17 protein-coding genes are annotated in these 19,199 nt (G+C 67.9%); 13 read left to right on the plus strand and 4 right to left on the minus strand.

Going from position 1 to position 19,199, the window contains the following annotated elements:
* Nucleotides 1–21: 21 nt before the first annotated feature.
* The 3 genes from HF203_RS04975 to HF203_RS04985 all read right to left on the minus strand — a co-directional run bounded on the left by HF203_RS04975 (nt 22) and on the right by HF203_RS04985 (nt 3,430).
* Nucleotides 22–2,571 carry an EAL domain-containing protein gene (locus tag HF203_RS04975; RefSeq protein WP_168667213.1) on the minus strand — a complete coding sequence of 850 codons (2,550 nt, stop codon included), beginning with the start codon at nt 2,569–2,571 and terminating at the stop codon, nt 22–24.
* Nucleotides 2,572–2,637: 66 nt separating this feature from the next.
* Nucleotides 2,638–2,904: a DUF6489 family protein gene (locus HF203_RS04980; protein ID WP_168667215.1), complete on the minus strand. Its 267-nt coding sequence runs from the start codon at nt 2,902–2,904 to the stop codon at nt 2,638–2,640.
* Nucleotides 2,905–2,965: 61 nt separating this feature from the next.
* Entirely contained in the window at nt 2,966–3,430 is a 465-nt protein-coding gene (locus HF203_RS04985; protein WP_168667217.1) for a hypothetical protein, read from the minus strand.
* Nucleotides 3,431–3,742: 312 nt separating this feature from the next.
* Here HF203_RS04985 and HF203_RS04990 point away from each other — a divergent pair, with 312 nt between their 5' ends.
* The 3 genes from HF203_RS04990 (at nt 3,743) to hslO (ending at nt 5,951) form a co-directional block, all read left to right on the plus strand.
* Nucleotides 3,743–4,057 carry an MTH1187 family thiamine-binding protein gene (locus HF203_RS04990; RefSeq protein ID WP_168667225.1) on the plus strand — a complete coding sequence of 105 codons (315 nt, stop codon included), beginning with the start codon at nt 3,743–3,745 and terminating at the stop codon, nt 4,055–4,057.
* Between the two features lie 91 nt (nt 4,058–4,148).
* Nucleotides 4,149–5,000 (plus strand): metallophosphoesterase family protein, encoded by an 852-nt coding sequence (locus HF203_RS04995; protein ID WP_168667227.1) that lies wholly within the window; start codon nt 4,149–4,151, stop codon nt 4,998–5,000.
* A gap of 78 nt (nt 5,001–5,078) precedes the next feature.
* Nucleotides 5,079–5,951, plus strand: a complete 873-nt coding sequence (hslO, locus tag HF203_RS05000) for an Hsp33 family molecular chaperone HslO (protein ID WP_168667229.1) — start codon at nt 5,079–5,081, stop codon at nt 5,949–5,951.
* A gap of 301 nt (nt 5,952–6,252) precedes the next feature.
* On the opposite strand, the gene clpB is transcribed toward hslO, so the two are convergent.
* Nucleotides 6,253–8,853 carry an ATP-dependent chaperone ClpB gene (gene clpB, locus HF203_RS05005; RefSeq protein ID WP_168667231.1) on the minus strand — a complete coding sequence of 867 codons (2,601 nt, stop codon included), beginning with the start codon at nt 8,851–8,853 and terminating at the stop codon, nt 6,253–6,255.
* Nucleotides 8,854–9,000: 147 nt separating this feature from the next.
* Between clpB and HF203_RS05010 the strand changes: the two genes are divergently transcribed.
* The 10 genes from HF203_RS05010 (at nt 9,001) to HF203_RS05055 (ending at nt 19,195) form a co-directional block, all read left to right on the plus strand.
* Nucleotides 9,001–9,927, plus strand: coding sequence for a LysR substrate-binding domain-containing protein (locus HF203_RS05010; RefSeq protein WP_168667233.1), 927 nt, complete (start codon nt 9,001–9,003; stop codon nt 9,925–9,927).
* Between the two features lie 214 nt (nt 9,928–10,141).
* Nucleotides 10,142–10,369: a hypothetical protein gene (locus HF203_RS05015; RefSeq protein ID WP_246221655.1), complete on the plus strand. Its 228-nt coding sequence runs from the start codon at nt 10,142–10,144 to the stop codon at nt 10,367–10,369.
* 24 nt (nt 10,370–10,393) lie between these two features.
* Nucleotides 10,394–10,804: a hypothetical protein gene (locus HF203_RS05020; RefSeq protein ID WP_168667235.1), complete on the plus strand. Its 411-nt coding sequence runs from the start codon at nt 10,394–10,396 to the stop codon at nt 10,802–10,804.
* Nucleotides 10,805–10,814: 10 nt separating this feature from the next.
* The gene (locus HF203_RS05025) at nt 10,815–11,819 is read left to right on the plus strand and encodes a TIGR00341 family protein (protein WP_168667238.1); all 1,005 of its coding nucleotides are present in this window, start codon (nt 10,815–10,817) and stop codon (nt 11,817–11,819) included.
* 291 nt (nt 11,820–12,110) lie between these two features.
* Entirely contained in the window at nt 12,111–13,694 is a 1,584-nt protein-coding gene (locus HF203_RS05030) for a methyl-accepting chemotaxis protein (RefSeq protein WP_168667245.1), read from the plus strand.
* 12 nt (nt 13,695–13,706) lie between these two features.
* A complete protein-coding gene (locus HF203_RS05035) occupies nt 13,707–15,338 on the plus strand; it encodes a methyl-accepting chemotaxis protein (RefSeq protein ID WP_168667256.1) in 1,632 nt (543 codons plus the stop codon).
* Between the two features lie 86 nt (nt 15,339–15,424).
* Nucleotides 15,425–15,742: an ATPase gene (locus tag HF203_RS05040; RefSeq protein WP_168667258.1), complete on the plus strand. Its 318-nt coding sequence runs from the start codon at nt 15,425–15,427 to the stop codon at nt 15,740–15,742.
* A 10-nt stretch (nt 15,743–15,752) separates the two neighbouring features.
* Nucleotides 15,753–16,826 carry a V0D/AC39 family V-type ATPase subunit gene (locus tag HF203_RS05045; RefSeq protein ID WP_168667260.1) on the plus strand — a complete coding sequence of 358 codons (1,074 nt, stop codon included), beginning with the start codon at nt 15,753–15,755 and terminating at the stop codon, nt 16,824–16,826.
* Nucleotides 16,826–18,712, plus strand: a complete 1,887-nt coding sequence (locus HF203_RS05050; RefSeq protein WP_168667262.1) for a V-type ATP synthase subunit I — start codon at nt 16,826–16,828, stop codon at nt 18,710–18,712. The genes HF203_RS05045 and HF203_RS05050 overlap by 1 nt, the downstream gene beginning before the upstream one ends.
* A 33-nt stretch (nt 18,713–18,745) precedes the next feature.
* On the plus strand, nt 18,746–19,195 hold the full coding sequence (locus HF203_RS05055) for an ATP synthase subunit C (protein ID WP_168667263.1): 450 nt from the start codon (nt 18,746–18,748) through the stop codon (nt 19,193–19,195).
* Nucleotides 19,196–19,199 lie beyond the last annotated feature (4 nt).

Below are 19,199 nucleotides of genomic sequence, written 5' to 3' on the forward strand. Positions count from 1 at the left end.
CCGTCGGGGGCACCGTGAACGCTAACCCTGCTCGCCCTGCTCACCCTTGACCGGCGTGCGCTGGAAACCATCGAGCTTGGCCAGGACCTGGCGCTTCATCCCGATCAGCTCCATGCACTGCAACCGCGCCGCCTCCCACTGACCATTGGCACGCAACCGTACGATCTCGGCCGAGATCTCGTACATTCGCGCCTGGAGGCGCTCGATCTCGGCGTACTCCGCGAGCGCGCCATAACGCTTGCGCCCGGCGCCGGCGAGCCAGGTGGCGAAGCGCCGCCGACACTGCTCGGTCTGGTCGTCGAGCACCGCGGCAGCACCCTCCCCGGCATCAAGCGCTCCGATCACCTGGCGTACCCACTTGACATGATCGTACTGCGCCAGCAGCAACGGCAGATCGAAGCGCTCATCCTGCTCTCGGCGCCCCAGCAACCAGCGTGGATCGGGCTCGAAGCCCTCGAGCCAGTCATGTACCGCTTCGGCCGGCATCGGCCGGGCGATGGCATAACCCTGGGCGTAGTCACAGCCGATACGCATCAGCATCACCCCGTGCTCCGGGGTCTCCACCCCCTCGGCGATGACCTCCTTGCCGAACACGGTCGCCAACCCGATCACCCCCTCGATGATCGCCAGGTCCTCCTGGTCCTCGAGCATGTCACGGACGAAGGAGCGATCGATCTTGAGGGTCTCGGCCGGGAGCTGCTTGAGGTAGTTGAGCGATGAGTAACCGGTGCCGAAGTCATCGAGCGCGAAGCGTACCCCCAGCGCCTGACAGGCAGTGATCACCGCGCGCATCGCCTCGACGTCCCCGAGTGCGACGCTCTCGAGAATCTCGATCTCGAGACGCTCCGGCGCCACCCCGGGATACTCCGCAAGGATCGCTTGCAACCGCGCCACGAAATCGATGTGCTGGAAATGCCGGGTGGCGATGTTGACACTGACACTGAGCGGGTGCCCCTGCTGGCTCCAAGCGACGAGTTGCGCCAGCGCCTCGTGGAGCACCCACTCGCCGATATCGATGATCAGCGGGCTGCGCTCGAGCAGTGGCAGGAATTCGTCCGGGGCCAGGATCCCGCGCTCCGGATGCTGCCAGCGGATCAACGCCTCGACCCCGATCACCTCGCCGGTGCGCATGTTGACCTTGGGTTGGTAGAACAACCGCAGCTCGCCATGCTGCAGGGCGCACCGCATCCGTTCGAGTTCCTGATGGTGGTGCTCGATCTTGGCCGCCGCCTCCAGGTCGAAGAGCTGATAGCGATTGCGTCCGAGCTGCTTGGCCTGATACATGGCCTGATCGGCATGGCGCAACAGGGTATCGGGGTCGACGTCGTCGAGTGGGTAGAGGGTGACACCGACACTGGCCGAGACATCGAGCACGGCATCGTCGACCTCGAAGGGGACGTCGATGGCCTGCAGCGCGCGCTCCAGCACCCGGTCGAGTTCCTCGGTGGTGCGCAGCTCGGTGATCAGCAGCACGAACTCGTCCCCCCCGAGCCGGGCGACGGTATCGCCCCCACGCACGGTGCGCACCAAGCGCTTGGCGATCTCGATGAGGAAACGGTCGCCGGCGTCATGACCATGGCGATCGTTGACCAGCTTGAAGTCGTCGAGATCGAGAAAGCAGATGGCCACCAAGCGGTCGCGACGCTTGGCATTGGCCAGCGCCTGGTGCAGGCGATCGCTGAGCAACACCCGGTTGGGCAGACTGGTGAGGGCGTCGTAGTTGGCCAGGCTCTCGAGCCGACGCTGTGCCTCCTTGAGGTCGGTGATATCGGAGAACATCCCGACGTAGTGGGTCAGCACCCCATCGGCATCCTTCACCGCATTGATCCGTAACATCTCAGGGTAGACCTCGCCGGACTTGCGCCGATTCCAGATCTCACCGCTCCACTGGCCGAACTCACGCAGCCGGTACCACATCTCCTGATAGTAGGAATCGTCCTGCAGACCGGATTTGAGCAGCGCCGGGGTGTGGCCGAGCGCCTCCTCGCGGGGATAGCCGGTGACCCGGGTGAAGGCGGCATTGACGTCGAGGATGCGGGCGCCAGCGTCGGTGATGACGATCCCCTCCTGGGCGTGATGGAAGACACTGGCGCTACGCTGCAGCGCCTGCAGCGCCCGCTGCTGCTCGCTGAGATCGCGCAAGGTCTCGACCACCGCAACCAACTGGCCTTCGGCGTCGCGAATCGGCCCAACGGTGCGTCCGAGATAGCATGCGTCGGCGCGCTGGGGCATCTCGCACCACCCCTCGACCCGCACTGCCTCGGCGGCGATATCGACCCCGGTCGTGGCACTCGGGGTATAGTGATCCCCCAGCTCCTCGCGCCGCCCCTGTACTAGGAAATCGGCCGGACAGGGTTGGGGACTGTCGAAGAAGGCGCGCCAGTGCTCCCGGGTCCCGACCACCGCCGTGGCCGCCACCCCGGTGAGTCGCTCGCAGGCGACATTCCAGACCACTACCTGGCCCGAGGCATCGAGCACGAAGGCGGGCTCCACCCACTGAGCGATCAACTCGATGGCGAACCCCTGATCGAGCGATGGTGCCGAATCAGGGGGGCGAGAACGTTGATTCATGCGTCTAAGACGACCTCATCGGATCGGCGATGCGGCCGGGGTCGGTAGCCGACCCGGCCACCCGGACTAGTCAGCATCATCGGCGCCGCGTCGCTCGGCGCCAGCACCACTTCCCCCCACCCCGCTCAGCATCCGCTGGAACATGTCCCAGGAGGCCAGGGTCGTGTTCATATAGGGTTGGAAGAGCTTGAGCGGATCATAGCCCTCGGCGCCCTCGCTGATCCGCGCCCGGATCTCGTCGAGCAACTGGCGCTGAAAGGCCTCCACATCGGGCAGCCCGAACAGCTTACGCATCTCCTCCGGGGTGATCTCGACATCGACCTGGATCTTCATCTCGCATCTCCTGGCGACCTTGGCATGGAGGACGCGGCGCACCGCACCACGTCCAGGGTGATCAGTGACGACGGACACTGGGCGCAGGCGGCGCCGTCGGCGCCGGTTCCTCGACGACCACCCCCGGCCGGGTCCGTCGCCCCACCAGCACGCAGGCCTGCTCGAAGGCCCGACGTGCCTCGCGCGCGTTCCACTCCCACTCCGAGGGATGGGCGCTGACCGGGAACTGCCAGTGACCAGTGACCAGCACTGGGTCGATACGGATCTCGAGCGTCCAGTCACGCCAGATGGTATCGGGCTGCGCATCCTCGACGAACTCCTGCTCGACCAAGCGGCAGTAGTTGCCGACCCGGTCGTCGGTGGCGATCGACTCGGAGAGCACCAGGGCGGTGTCGATACAGCTCTGCCAACCGGTATGAACCGCGCTGGCCGATCCCATCAGGGCATGAAAGAGCATGGCGGGCGACAGAGTGAGCGACAAGGGGGTATCCAGATCCGGATCCCCGGCGGTATCTTCTAATGACATGCGTTTCTCAGGGTAACGAGCCGCCATGCCATCGCCGGCGACCCGATCTAGGGTGGAAGCGCACCGTGGGGCGCGCCGCTGGCGCGGACCCGACATCACGACGACGTGCGCCGGCAGGTCTTGGAGCCAGGGTCAACGAGCGTTGCGCGGCGGCGGTCACCTCGACCACGACACACGCACCGCCGTGCCACCGCCCGGGCGTCCCGGCCGGAGCGATGGCTGATGTCACTAGTCTAAGGCGGCGCGCGCGCGAGCGGCAAATCCCGCCCCTGGCACGCCCCATCACCGTGACTGCATCATATGGAGAGCACCATGTCCGTCCTTCTCGAACTGACCATCTTCCCGCTCGACCAGGGGGGCAGCGGGGTCAGCCGCTTCGTCGCCCCGGTGGTGGCAATGGTCCGCGACAGCGGCTACCCGCACCAGCTCGGTCCCATGGGCACCGTGGTCGAGACCGCGACCCTGCCCGAGGCGCTGGCACTGATCGAGCGCGCGCAGGCGATCCTCGACGAGATGGGCTGCGAGCGTGTCTATGCAGTGGCCAAGTTCGACATACGCAAGCGCGCCCAGGGGCGACTCGAGGGCAAGATCGCCTCGGTCGAGCATCGTCTCGGCGCCCCCGAGTGAGCGGCGCCTCGCACGCGCGCGCACCACTGGTCGCGCGCCTCACTTCCCGGTATGGTTGGCCCACCGCACGACAGCCGGACTCGACAGCCCGATGAAGGTCGCGATCTTTTCCGACGTCCAGGCCAACCTGCCGGCCATGGAGGTCGCCGTCGCCCAGATCCTCGACTGGTCGCCGGACCTGGTGATCATGGACGGCGACCTGGTCAACCGCGGCCCCAACAGCCTCACCTGTCTGCAGCTGTTCGAGCAGCTGCATCGCGACCATGGCTGGCTGGCGGTGCGCGGCAACCACGAGACCTGGATGCTGCGCTGCGCGCGCGAGACACCGCGCGATACGCTCGATGCCCGGATGCGACAGTTCGCTGACTGGACACTGCACCAGATCGGCCCGGCAGTGGAGACACTGCGCCACTGGCCCGACCACCTGTGTTTCCATGCCGGCACCGAATCGAGCTGGGTACATGTCACCCATGGCACCATGATCAGCAACCGCCACGGCGTCACCGCCGGTCTCCCCGACGAGGCACTGCGTGACGGCGCCCTGCCCGCAGACGTGGCGCTGTTCGTCACCGCGCACACCCACCGCCCACTGACACGGCGACTCGACGGACTGCCGATCCTCAACGTCGGCTCGGCCGGCTCACCCTTCGACGGTGACCCGCGCGGCAGCTATGCCCTGCTCGAGTTCCTGCGCGGACGCTGGCAGTGGCGGATCGTGCGCTTCGACTACGATCGCGCGCGCGCTCGGCGCGACTTCCTCGACTCCGGCTTCATCGAGCAGGGCGGCCCGCTGGCTCGTATCCTCTACGAGGAGTGGTCCCGCGCCCGCTTGCTGATGCCACAGTGGCGCGCGCGCTTCGAGACCCCAGTGCTCGACGGTGAACTCACGCTCGAGCAGGCTGTCGAGTACTTTCTCGCCGACCTCGGGTCGGCACCGGATTGACCCCGGGCCCAGACACCACGCGGGCCCACCCTATTGACCAGCGCCGGGCCCGCGGGCCCGACGATCAGGACCCACCAGATGAGCGATACCGACACCCTCTTGCGTTTTCTCTTCGAGCGGACCGATGTCCGCGGCAACCTGGTCCACCTCGACGCCAGCTGGCGCGCGGTACTCGACGCCCACGACTACCCCGAACCGGTACGCGGCCTGCTCGGCGAGGCCCTGGCTGCGGTCTCGCTGCTCGCCGCCACCATCAAGTTCGACGGTTCGCTGATCCTCCAGGCCCAAGGCGACGGCCCGCTGCGCACCCTGGTCGCCCAGGCCACCAACACCCACAAGGTCCGCGGCCTGGCGCGCTGGGACGCCACCCTCGACCCCGACGCCACGCTCACCGAGCTGTTCGGTCAGGGGCGGCTGGTGCTCACCGTCGAACCACGCGTCGGCGAACCCTATCAGGGGATCGTCGCACTCCAGGGCGAGCGCCTGAGCGAGGCCCTGGAGCACTTCTTCAGCGGCTCCGAGCAGTTACCGACCCGGCTCTGGCTCGCGGCCGACGCCGAGCGCGCCGCCGGACTGTTGCTGCAGCGCCTGCCGAGCGCGGCGCGCGAGGCCGACGACTGGTCGCGGGTCGGCATGCTCGCCGCCACCCTGAGCCGCGAGGAGCTCCTCGAACTCCCCGCCGAGCAACTGCTCTACCGGCTCTTCAACGAGGAGCCGGTACGACTCTTCGAGCCCGAGCCGATCGCCTTTCGCTGTGGCTGCTCGCGGGCGCGCATCGAGCAGACCGTCAAGCTACTCGGCGCCGACGAGATCGAGGCCCTGCTCGCCGAGCGCGGGGCGCTCGAAGTGAACTGCGAGTTCTGTAATCGCACCTACCACTTCGACCCCGTCGATGCGCGCCAGCTCCTCGCCGAGGACAGCCATCACACCCCGCCATCGCAACACCAATGAGTCGGGCGGCACCAACCGTCGACGGCCAGATCGAGTCCTTTGGGTACGACAGACGCTAAGGACTCGACGGCGCCAGCGATCCACCGCCGTTTTCCAGCCCCAGGAGGCACGGCGCGACCGGCACGGCCCCGACCCCGCTGAGCCGAGGCCCGGACCTCCAGCCCCGGCAGGCACCGTCCCCTCTCTCCCCAAACGACGCCGCCCGCTCGCCCCGAGAGGCGAGCGGGCGGCGTCTTATCAGGATCGGCCAACGTCCCCGAAGCCACCGCTACGACAGCGGTAAAGCCCGCGGGGGAGCGACTCAGTCGACCAACTCGCCGGCGAGGACGCGTTCGAAACGCAGGCCGCCGTCGGCCACCCCGACCTCGATCAGATCCCCCGGGGCGAACTTGCCGGCGAGGATCTCCTGCGCCAGCGGGTTCTCGAGCTGGGCGCGGATCGCGCGCTTGAGCGGACGGGCGCCGTAGACCGGATCGAAGCCGGCCTCGCCGAGGTGATCGAGCGCCGCGTCGCTGATCTCGAGGCGCATCTCGCGCTCGGCCAGGCGCCGCTGCAGATAGTCGAGCTGGATGCGCGCGATGGCGCGGATCTGCGCCTGCTGCAGCGGGTGGAAGACAACGATCTCGTCGAGCCGGTTGATGAACTCGGGACGGAAGGCCTGACGCACCACCGCCATCACCGCCGACTTCATCTCGGCATAGGCCGCCTCGCCGGCGTGCTGCTGGATGACCTCAGAGCCGAGGTTGGAGGTCATCACGATCACCGTGTTGCGAAAGTCCACGGTGCGCCCCTGACCATCGGTGAGCCGACCGTCGTCGAGCACCTGCAACAGCACGTTGAAGACGTCGGGGTGGGCCTTCTCCACCTCGTCGAGCAGGATCAGGCTGTAGGGGCGACGGCGCACCGCCTCGGTAAGATAGCCGCCCTCGTCATAGCCGACATAGCCGGGCGGTGCCCCGATCAACCGCGCCACCGAGTGCTTCTCCATGAACTCGGACATGTCGATGCGCACCATCGCCTCCTCGGTATCGAAGAGGAAGCTCGCCAGCGTCTTGCACAGCTCGGTCTTGCCGACGCCGGTGGGACCGAGGAAGAGGAAGGAGCCGATCGGGCGGGCCGGGTCGGAGAGCCCGGCGCGCGAACGGCGGATGGCGTCGCTGACCGCGCCCACCGCCTCGTCCTGACCGACCACCCGCCGGCCGATCTCCTGCTCCATACGCAGCAGCTTGTCGCGCTCGCCCTCGAGCATCCGCGACACCGGGATACCGGTCCAGCGCGAGACGATCTCGGCGATCTCCTCGTCGCTGACCTTGTTGCGCAGCAGTCGGTTCTCGCCCTGCTCGGCCCCGGCGGCGGCCGAGGCCAGTTGCTTCTCGAGTTCGGGGATGCGCCCGTACTGCAGCTCCGACATCCGCGTCAGGTCGCCGGCACGGCGCGCCGTCTCCATCTCCACCCGGGCGCGATCGAGCGCCTCCTTGACGTGCGCGGTACCGGCAACCGCCGCCTTCTCCGACTTCCAGATCTCGTCGAGATCGGCGAACTCGCGCTCGAGCCGACCGACCTCGTCCTCAAGATCGGCGAGGCGCTTGCGCGAGGCCTCGTCGGATTCCTTCTTCAGCGCCTCGCGCTCGATCTTGAGCTGGATCAGCCGACGATCGAGGCGGTCCATCTCCTCGGGCATGGAGTCGATCTCCATGCGGATGTGCGAGGCGGCCTCGTCGACCAGGTCGATCGCCTTGTCGGGGAGCTGGCGATCAGAGATGTAGCGGTGCGACAGGGTCGCCGCGGCGACGATCGCCGGGTCGGTGATCTCGACGGCGTGATGGACCTCGTAGCGTTCCTTGAGCCCGCGCAGGATGGCGATGGTGTCCTCGACATTGGGCTCGTCGACCAGCACCTTCTGGAAGCGCCGTTCGAGCGCCGCGTCCTTCTCGACGTACTTGCGGTACTCGTCGAGGGTGGTGGCGCCGACGCAGTGCAGCTCACCGCGCGCCAGCGCCGGCTTGAGCATGTTGCCCGCGTCCATCGAGCCCTCGGCCTTGCCCGCGCCGACCATGGTGTGCAGCTCGTCGATGAAGAGGATGACATTGCCCTCCTGACGGGCGATGTCGTTGAGCACCGCCTTGAGCCGCTCCTCGAACTCGCCGCGGAACTTGGCCCCGGCGATCAGCGCGGCCATGTCGAGTGAGAGCAGCCGCTTCGACTTCAGCCCCTCTGGCACCTCACCGTTGACGATGCGCTGCGCCAGCCCCTCGACGATGGCGGTCTTGCCGACGCCGGGCTCGCCGATCAGCACCGGGTTGTTCTTGGTGCGCCGCTGCAACACCTGCACGGTGCGGCGGATCTCGTCGTCGCGCCCGATCACCGGGTCGAGCTTGCCCTGTTCGGCGCGCTCGGTCAGATCGATGGTGTACTTCTCAAGTGCCTGACGCTGCTCCTCGGCATTGGGGTCATCGACCTTCTGGCCCCCTCGAACCGACTCGATCGCACGCTCCAGCGCCCCCTTCGAGGCACCGGCCTCGCGCAACACCCGACCCAGCTCGCCGCGGTCGTCGAGCGCGGCGAGCACGAACAGCTCGGAGGAGACGTACTGGTCCTGGCGCTGCTGGGCGAGCTTATCGGTCTGGTTGAGCAGGCGCCCCAGATCGTTGCCGACGTGTACCTCACCGCCGGTGCCTTCGACCACCGGCAGCCGATCGAGCAACTCGCCAAGGGCCGAGCGCAACTGATTGACATTGACATCGGCGCGGGTGAGCAGATGGCGCACCGAGCCCCCTTCCTGATCGAGCAGCGCGATCAGCAGGTGGACCGGCTCGATGAACTGATGATCGCGCCCGATCGCCAGGCTCTGGGCATCGGCCAGCGCGAGTTGGAACTTTGACGTCAACTTATCCATTCTCACGGTGAATTCTCCGGTTTTTTGTAGGTTATTAACGAAGATTGGGGGAGCGCGAGACCGAATCAAGCAATCCACACTGTCCCCCCAGACCCGCCCAGGGGGGGAAAATCACGACTCCGACTGCGACCTGATTTCCGGTATCATGAGCGCGTGAACCTACGTGACCTGAAATATATCCTCGCCGTCGCCGAGACGCGTCACTTCGGGCGCGCCGCCGAGCGTTGCTTCGTCAGTCAACCGACGCTCAGTGGCCAGATCAAGAAGCTCGAGGACGAACTCGACGTGGTGATCTTCGAGCGCACCAACCGCTCGGTCGAGATCACCCCCGTCGGCGAGGCGATCCTCCACCACGCCCGACTGGTGCTGGAGCAGACCAACGCCATCGAGCAGGTCGCGCGCGCCCACCAGGACCCCTTGGCCGGCTCGCTGCGCATCGGCGCCATCCCCACCATCAGCCCCTATCTGATCCCGTTGTTGCTGCGGCCGCTACGCGCACGCTGCCCCAAACTGCAGCTGGTGCTCTCCGAGGAGATCACCGACACCCTGCTCGAGCGCCTCAACCACCACGAGATCGATGCCGCGCTGCTCGCTACCCCGGTCGAGGACTCCGACCTCGCCGCCATCGAGCTGTTCGACGAGCCCTTCTGGCTCGCCCATCCCGAGGGCCATCCGCTGCAGCAACACCCCGAGATCAGCGCCGACGACCTGGAGTCGTGCGAGCTGCTGCTGCTCGCCGACGGTCACTGCCTGGCCCATCAGGTGATGGAAGTCTGTCGACTCTCGCAGCGCCCGACCCAGGGCGAGATGGCCGATCTGCGCGCCTCCAGCCTCGAGACCCTGTTGCAGCTGGTCAGCGCCGGCTTCGGCTGCACCCTGGTCCCGGCACTGGCGGTGCGCGAGGCCTGGATGCATGATCATGGCATCGTCGCGCGCCGGCTCCACCTGCCCAACGCCTATCGCCGCATCTCCCTGGTCTATCGCCGCAGCTTCCCGCGGCGCCAGGTCCTCGAGACCTTCGCCGCAGTGGTCCGCGCTCAGCTCCCCGCCAGCGTCCACCAGCTCGGGACCCCCGACTGAGCCCTCGTCGACCGTCCCCTGAAAGACACACCCCATCTCCAGCAGCACCGGCCGCGGTGCTGCTGACGCCACTTGACCTCTTCGGGAAGCACCATAACTTCTCGATGTAAGGGTCAGAAATTGCGGATCTGTTCATAATCTTTCGTTAGACTTGGCCCGACAACCAATCCTGGCGATGGCGGAACGCAACGTCGCCGAGACACCACATTCGATCATGGAACTAGGGAAGCAGCAGGGGGTGCCCATGCAGACCAAGCAGACACAGGCCCTATGGGAGTTACAGCGTCACGGCCTCCCAGAGATCGCAGAAACGGCCGCACGCCACTGGCAGGCCGGTCAACGCTATGACCCCGAGGACACCCTCCCGATCCCGCGCTCGCTCGAGACCTTGATCGAGCAGTGCAATTGGGAGATCGACCGGATGGCAGCGGCCTATCCCTGAGCCCGCCCCGATCGAGACCGGACGATGACCCCAGGACACCTGAGCGTCGAGACCCACCCCGACCACCCCGGGTTGGTCCGTCTCCGGGTCGCGGCGCAACCGCCGACACCGACACCTCGACTACACTGCGTCGTGCGCTTCGAAGACGTCACCACCGCGCGCATGCACGCTCACCAACACCTGCGCCGCCACCTGGTCGACATCGACTCCGGTCTCTACCGCACCGACCCGCTCACCGCCTGCGCCGCAATCGCGGCCATCGCCCTGCCGCAACGGCACATCGCCCTGGATCCCGAGCTGGCCGCCGACCCCAGGTACACCCGCCTCATCGACCGAACCCGCATTCGCAACCGTCGCATCGACCGACTGTTCAACGCCGTCGGCCTCCTCGCCCTGTTGCTCCTGTTGATCCTCGCCCTCCCGGTCACCCCCTGAGGTCGCCGTCATGCGCATCGTCGAGGTCATCGCCGCGGCCAGACACACCAAGACCCTACTCGGCATGGCCCGCTTCTATGGCGCCACCGATGCTTGGTGCGGCGATCGCGGCGAGGACGGACGGCGCGCGATACGGATGCTCGTCGACGACGCCCATCGTCAGGCGCTGATCGACTCGCTGCAGGACCTGTTCAGGACCGATCCCGATGCCCGCATCGTCATCCAACCCGTCGACACCACCCTCACTCGCGACACCCCGCGCCAGCAGGACGAGGCACTACGCCGCGCGCAGGCGATCGCCGCGACCCGCGAGGAACTCTACAGCGAGATCGTCAAAGGGGCGCGACTCGACAGCAACCACCTGATCCTGACCGTGCTCTCGACCTTGGTCGCGGCGATCGGGCTGCTCGAGGACAATGTCGCGGTCTTGATCGGCGCGATGGTCATCGCCCCCCTGCTCGGCCCCAATATCGCACTGGCCTTCGCCACCGCGCTCGGTGATCGCGCCCTGGTGTGGCAGGCGCTGCGCACCAACGCCGCCGGATTGGCGCTATCGCTGCTGCTGGCCGTCGTCATCGGGTTGATCTGGGAGGTCGACTTCGGCCTCGCCGAGCTGGCCACGCGGACCGATGTCGGCCTGGCCGGTGTCGTGCTGGCGCTCGCCTCGGGCGCGGCCGCGGTGCTGTCGTTGACCTCTGGGCTGTCCTCGACCCTGGTCGGGGTGATGGTCGCCGTCGCCCTGCTACCACCGACGGCGACCATCGGCCTGGCGCTCGGCAGCACCCGCTGGGATGCGGCGCTCGGCGCACTGCTGTTGCTGGCCGTCAACATCGTCTGTGTTTTGCTGGCCGCCAAGCTGGTGTTCTTGTTCAAAGGGGTGCGGCCACGCACCTGGACCGAACGCAATCGCGCCCGCCAATCGATACGCCTTCATCTCGCCCTCTGGGCGCTGCTGCTCAGCGCCTTGGTCGCGATCATCCTGCTGCGCGCCGAGCCCGTGATCGCGCTGCACTGATCCACTCATCGTGCATCCCTCGGCGACCGGCGCGCATCCTCCCGTGAGTCGTGCCATCATTGAACCGCGCACTCATCCCCTCGCCACGAGGGCCAGGACGGCGCCGTCGCACGGGGCGATAACAGCGCGGCCGCAAGGGCCGTATCCTGCGGCCCATTGATCTGAGCGAGGTTGAGATCACACGCAGTACCGCACCATCTACTGTCGGTCGACCCCGACACCGCGACTGCGGGGGTGTGAACCTTGCCACCTCCCGCAAACCAAGGGTTTACCCCAAGGGATGTTCCCCGCATGAAAAAGAACTATCCAGTGACGCAGCAGGAGGTCTCCTTCGCGGATGACACCAACATCCTGTCGACCACCGACCTCAAGGGCGCCATCACCTACGTCAACGATCACTTCATCGAGATCTCGGGCTTTACCGAGAACGAACTGATCGGACGCAATCACAACGTGGTGCGTCACCCCGACATGCCGCCGGTGGCCTTCGCCGAGCTGTGGACGACACTGAAGGCCGCACGCCCCTGGATGGGCCTGATCAAGAACCGCTGCAAGAACGGCGATCACTACTGGGTGAGCGCCTATGTCACCCCGATCACCCACGACGGCGACACCGTCACCGAATACCAGTCGGTACGCACCAAGCCGGCGCGCGTCATGGTCGAGCGCGCCGAGCGCCTCTATGCCGAACTGATGCGCAATCGTCGCCCCTGGCACTGGCGCCTAGCGCTCCCCAGCGCCCGCTGGCGACTGCTCGGCAGCATCGCCCTGCTCGGCGCCGGCGCCATCGCCGCCAGCCCCCTGCTCGGGCTGGCGGTGTCGCAGAGCGCCCTCCCGGTCTTGCTCTTTACCCTGGTGGCGATGACCGTGGCCTGGCTCGAGACCCGCGCCCTGACCACCATCGCCACCCAGGCCCGGCTCGTCGCCGACAACCCGACTAGCCAGTACATCTACACCAACCGGCGCGACGAATACGGCGCGGTCGAGTTCGCCATGCACATGCTCGAGGCCGAGACCGGCGCCGCCGTCGGCCGGGTCGACGACTCGGCAGCCCGGTTGCTGCGCCAGGCCGAGCACATGGCCGCCGCAGTCGACTCGGCACGGAGCGCGATCCTCGCCCAACAATCCGAGACCGACCAAGTCGCCACCGCCATCGAGGAGATGGCCGCCAGCGTGCGCGAGGTCGCGCAGAACGCCCAGCGCACCGCCGACACCGCCCATGAGGCCGATACCAATGCCACCGGTGGCGCCGATGTGGTGAGCGCCACCGGCGGCTCGATCGGCACCCTCGCCGACGAGATCGAACAAGCCGCTGCGGTGATCCACACCCTCGAGCAGCACAGCGACGAGATCAACGCCGTGCTCGAGGTGATCCGGGGCATTGCCGAGCAGACCAACCTGCTCGCCCTCAACGCCGCCATCGAGGCCGCCCGCGCCGGCGACGCCGGGCGCGGCTTCTCGGTGGTCGCCGACGAGGTGCGCAATCTCGCCAACCGCACCCAGCAGTCGACCACCGAGATCAAGAGCATGATCGAGAAGCTGCAGGGCGGGGCACGCGCCTCGGTCGAGGTCATGGGCAACAGCCGCACCCAGGCCGAGCACAGCGTCTCGCGCGCCGCCGAGGCCGGTAGCGCGCTCGCACGGATTGCCGCCGGCATCCAATCGATCACCGACATGAGCACCCAGATCGCCACCGCCGTCGAGGAGCAGAGCGCGGTCAGCGAGGAGATCAGCCGCAGCATCACCGACATCCGTCACGGCGCCGACCAGACCGCCGCGAGCAGCCATGCCATCGAGACGGCCGCCGCCCGGGTGGTGGAACTCTCGGCCGAGCTGCGCACCCTGGCACGGCAATTCTGGGAACATCGGCGCTGAGGGCCGCAACAGATGAAGACCAATCTCCCCGTCACCGGCAAGGAACAGACCTTCGCCGAGACCGACAACATCATGTCGACCACCGACCTCAAGGGCATCATCACCGACGTCAACGACACCTTCGTCGACATCAGCGGCTTCACCCGTGACGAACTGGTGGGTGTCAACCACAACGTGGTGCGCCACCCCGACATGCCGCCGGCAGCCTTCGCCGAGCTGTGGCAGACGGTCAAGTCCGGGCGCCCCTGGATGGGCCTGGTCAAGAACCGCTGCAAGAACGGCGATCACTACTGGGTCGACGCCTTCGTCAACCCGATCATGCGCAACGGCAAGGTGGTCGAATACCAATCGGTGCGCACCCGCCCGGCGCGCGATCTGATCGATAAGGCCGAGCGGCTCTATGCCGCCATCCGCGCCGGCCGCCTGCCCCTGGCGCTGCGCCTGCCGCGCCTCTCGGCGTTCTGGCGACTCACCGCCGGGCTGGTGAGCGCGGCACTCATCGCCCTCGCCGCACTAGTGCCGACGGCCCAACCCCTGGCCCCGGGCGCCGCCCTGATCGGGCTGATGCTCGCCGTTGCGATCCTCATCGTCTGGCTCCAGACCCGACCGCTGGCGCGCTTGAGCGCGCGCGCGCACCAGGTGATCGACGATCCCACCGCACAGTATCTCTACACCGGCACCAGTCGCGAGTACGGCGGCATCACCTTGGCGATGCGGATGCTGCGCACCGAGAGCCGCTCGGCGGCGGTGCGGATCTCCGATACCGCAGCCAAACTCTCGCGCCAGGCCGAGACCACGGTCGATACCGTCTCGCAGCTGCGCGGTGCAATCCTCGAACAACAGTCCCAGACCGACCTGGTGGCCACCGCCATCGAGGAGATGGCCGCCAGCGTGCGCGAGGTCGCTCGCAACGCCCAGCACACCGCCGACACCGCCAGCGGCGCCGACGAGGCCGCGCGCGATGGTCACCGCATCACCATCGACACCGGCTCGGCCATCGACCGGCTCTCTGGTGAGGTCGAGAACGCCGCCAGCGTGATCCAGACCCTCGAGCAGCACAGCGACGAGATCAGTGCCGTGCTCGAGGTGATCCGTGAGATCGCCGAGCAGACCAACCTGCTCGCCCTCAACGCCGCCATCGAGGCCGCCCGCGCCGGCGAGGCCGGACGCGGCTTCGCGGTGGTCGCCGACGAGGTGCGCAACCTCGCCAACCGCACCCAGCAATCGACCACCGAGATCCAGACCATGATCGAGAAGCTGCAGGCCGGTGCGCGCGCCTCGGTCGAGGTGATGCACGGCAGCCGAGCCCAGGCCGAGGAGAGCGTCGCTCAGGCCGGGGAGGCCGGTGAGGCACTGGCGGCGATCGCCGCCAGCGTGCAGCAGATCTCGGACATGACCACCCAGATCGCCACCGCCGTCGAGGAGCAGAGCGCGGTCAGCGAAGAGGTCAACCGCAGTATCACCAACATCCGTCAGGCGGCCGACGGCAACGCCGCGACCACCGGCGAGATCGAGCACACCGCCGAGGCCTTGGCCACCCTCGCCGAGGAGATGCGGGTACTCTCTGAGCAGTTCTGGCGCCACCGGATCTGCATGAGCGACCATGTCCGCCTCGATGGCACCACGCCACCCTCACGACACTGACCCGTCCGGCGCCGGTGACGCGCGTCGCCGGCGCCTTTGGCGTAAGCTAGTCGGGCCCAACGCCCGGAGCCGCGAAGAGCACCCCCATGGATGACACCCTCAAGCGACTGCTCGATGTCGAGATGCACGCCGAGCGTCTCGCCCAACAGGCCGAGACCGAACAGGGCCGGATCGTCGATCAGGCGATGGCCGAGGCCCGCGCCGAGCAGGCACGCTTCACCGCTAGGATCCCGGAACTGCGCCAGGGCTTCATCGCCAAGGCCGGTGCGCGCGCCGAACAGAGCATCGCCGAACTGCGCCGCCGCTACGACGAGCGCCATATCGCCCTGCGCAACCAGGCCGAAGAGCGAGAGCACGAGGCGCTCGAGGCCGCCTTCCAGGTCCTCATCGATCTCCGTCGCTGAGTGCCGCGTCATGGTCGACGCCGCCCACGCCTATCTCGACGCCCGGGTCTCGATGATGACCCGCCAGCTGCACGACCGTCACGGTCTGGCCCAGCTCGCCGAGCTGACACTGCCGGACCTGGCCCAGCGCCTCGGCCTCGATACCCTGCTCGACCCCAGCCAGTCGTTGCGCAGCCGCAGCCGCGCGATCGAGCAGGCGCTGGTCCACCAGCTGCTCGCCGAGCTGCAGGTGCTGATCCGACCACTGCACGGCGCCGAGCGTGAACTGATCCTCGCCTGGGGGCGCAAGTACGCCCTCTACAACCTCAAGACCCTGCTGCGCGGCAAGCTCCATGCATTCGAGGCCGAGACCATCGCCGCGCAATTGTTCGAGCTACCGGCCCCGATCCGGCTACCGATCCGCACCCTGTTCCGCGCCGAGGGGGTCGATGAACTCCTGCGCCAGCTCGAGACCGGCCCCTACCGCCAGATCGCGCGCCAGGCACGCGAGGTCTATGCCCGTCAACGCGAACCCTTCGCCCTCGAGGCGGCCATCGATCAACACTACTATCTCGATCTCGCCCATCACGCCCGCGCCTTCGGCGCCCCGCACGGCAACGCGCTCAGACGCCTGATCGGGGCCATGCTCGATCGTGTCGACCTGCTGTGGCTGTTGCGCTTTCGACTCTGCTACGGGCTCTCGCCCTCGGCGACCTTCTACTGGCTGGTGCCCTCGACCGGACTCCTCGGGCGGGAGCGACTGTTGCACCTGGTGGCACTCGAGGGCCTCGAGGCGGTGCTCGGCACCCTCCCCGAGCCACTGGCCGGGCGCCTCGCCGGCAGCGACGACATCGCCGAGGTACAGCGCCGCGTCAACGCCCACAGCGCGGCGACCGCGCGTGCCTCGCTCGCGTACGCCGACTCGGCGCCAGCCCGTGCGCTGGCCTATCTGATGTTGCGCGAGACCGAGCTGCTGGGACTCTTCGCGATCGTCCAGGGACGCTTGCTGGGACTAGCGCAACACACCATCGACGCCGCACTCGAACACGTCCCTTCGGGCTGTACCTGGCGGGCCGCGGTTGTCGACCGGTCGGAGACGGACTGATGCTCGCGCCCACGGCGATGAAGCACGTCCGCCTGCTGGTCCTCACCGAGGACCTACCCGCCACCTCGCTCGCCCTCGCCGCCACCGGCCACTTCCACCCCGACCCGCGCGCCCCTGCCGAGGCCCGGCTCGGCACCGCCCCGGCACACCACTATCGCCACCACCACGATCGCGCCCGCCAGCGGCTCGACAAGCTCGCCGAGCTGCTCGACCTCGCGCTGGCGCAGCACGTCGACCGGCCTCGGGTGATCGAGCCCGAGTCACTCGCCGCGCTCGACCACTGGCTCGGCGAGCTGTGGCAAACCGCCTCGACCCACGCCGAGGGCCTGCGCCTGCTCGACGACGAGGCGCGACTGGTCGCCGAGCACCAGGCCGCGCTCGCCAACTTCGCCGCGCTCGACATCGATCTGGCGGTGCTGCGCAACAACACCCGCTTCCTCGACATCCATGTCGGCATGGTGCCGCGCGAGAACCTCGCCCGGCTCGGCGGCGCGCTCGGGCTCGCCCACTATCTGGTCCATGTCTACATGCAGCGTGGCGACCAGACCCATGTGGTGATCGTCGGCCCCAGCGACGCCGCCCCCGAGTCACTGCCCCAGGTGCTCGCCGCCGCCGGATTCCAGGCGCTGCCGATCCCGATCGAACTCGACCGCGAACCGGCGCGGGTACGCCAGCAGCTCGAGACGCGTAGCGCCGACATCGCCCACCGCCGCGCCGCGCTCGAACGCGAACTCGCCGACTGGGGTGCCGACCATCGCGCACAGCTGCTCGCCGCGCAGCAGACCCTGCTGCTCGCCGCCCCGCTGGTCGCGCTCGACCCGGCGCTGCGCGCCAGCGGACCGCTCGCCCATCTCGCCGGCTGGGTGCCGGCCGGTGGCGTCGACGACCTCGCCGATCAGCTTCGTCAAACACTCTCGCACCCCTTCGACCTGAGCGTGCGCGACCCGCGCCCGGACGAACGCCGACTGGTGCCGACGGTGCTCACCCGCAATCGCCTGCTCGCGCCCTTCGCCACCCTGGTCGGGCAGTACGGCATCCCCGAGTACGGCGAGGTCGACCCCACGCCGCTGTTCGCCGTCACCTTCCTGCTGATGTTCGGCAGCATGTTCGGCGACCTCGGTCAGGGCGCGGTGATCGCGCTCGCCGCCTGGCTGCTGCGTCGACGGCTCGGGCGCTTCTGGCCCTTCGGATTGCTCGCCGGGTTGTCGTCGATGGCCTTCGGGGTGGTCTTCGGCAGCGTGTTCGGCAACGAGCACCTGATCCCGGCGCTGTGGATGAGCCCGCTCACCGATCCGCTGCGGATGCTCACCCTGGCACTCCTCTGGGGGGTGGGGTTCATCACCCTCGCCTGTACGCTGGCGATCTACAACCGGGTGGCCGTCGGGCGCTGGCGCGACGCCGTGCTCGGGCATCACGGTGCGGTCAATCTGGTGTTCTACCTCGCGCTGGTCGGCGCCGGGGTCGGGCTCGCCGAGAACGGCGCCCTCGCCCCCTGGCCGGCGACCATCGCCGGGCTCGCCCTCGCCACCCTGGCCTGGGCGAGCTGGCGCGAGCAGCAAGGCCCGGTGATCGAGCGCGCGCTGGTGGTCTTCATCGCCACCCTGGAGACGGTGATCGGCTATGTCTCCAACACCCTCTCCTTCCTCCGCGTCGCCGCCTTCGGGCTCAACCATGTCGCGCTCGCCATCGCCGTCTACACCCTCGCCGGGATGCTCGGCGAGGTCGGTCACCTCATCACCCTGGTCCTCGGCAACCTCTTTATCATCGTGCTCGAGGGCGGGATCGTGATGATCCAGGTGATGCGACTGCAGTACTACGAGGGGTTCTCGCGTTATTTCTCCGGGGACGGACACGCCTTCGCGCCACTACGCCTGCCGCGTGACTGACCCCGGCACCATCCACCACATCAGGAGCGTCACATGTATTGGCTCGTCGCCCTCATGACCCTGGCCATCCTCGGCCTGATCCTCACCGGACTGGTGCTGGAGTTGCGCCCCCGCGCCAGCGCCCGGCTCCGTGACTGGTTCCGCCCGGCGCTCGGCACCCAGCTGGTGGTCTTCGTCGGCGCCCAGCTCGGGCTGCTCGTGCTCGGACTCAACGACGCCCTGGCCGCCACCGAGCCCCTCGCCGACACCGCCACCCCCGAGATCAGCCTCGGCATGGGGCTGGCGATCATCGGTGCCGGTATCCCCACCGCGATCTCGACCATCGGCGCCGGCATCGCCGTCGGCCCGATCGGCGCGGCCTCGCTGGCGGCGATCACCGAGAAGCCGGAGAACCTCGGGCGCACCCTGATCTATCTCGGTCTGGCCGAGGGCATCGCCATCTACGGGCTGGTGGTCTCGATCCTGCTCATCAACAAGATCTGAGCGG

The organism is Marichromatium bheemlicum (assembly GCF_012276755.1).
Taxonomy (GTDB): Bacteria; Pseudomonadota; Gammaproteobacteria; order Chromatiales; family Chromatiaceae; genus Marichromatium; species Marichromatium bheemlicum.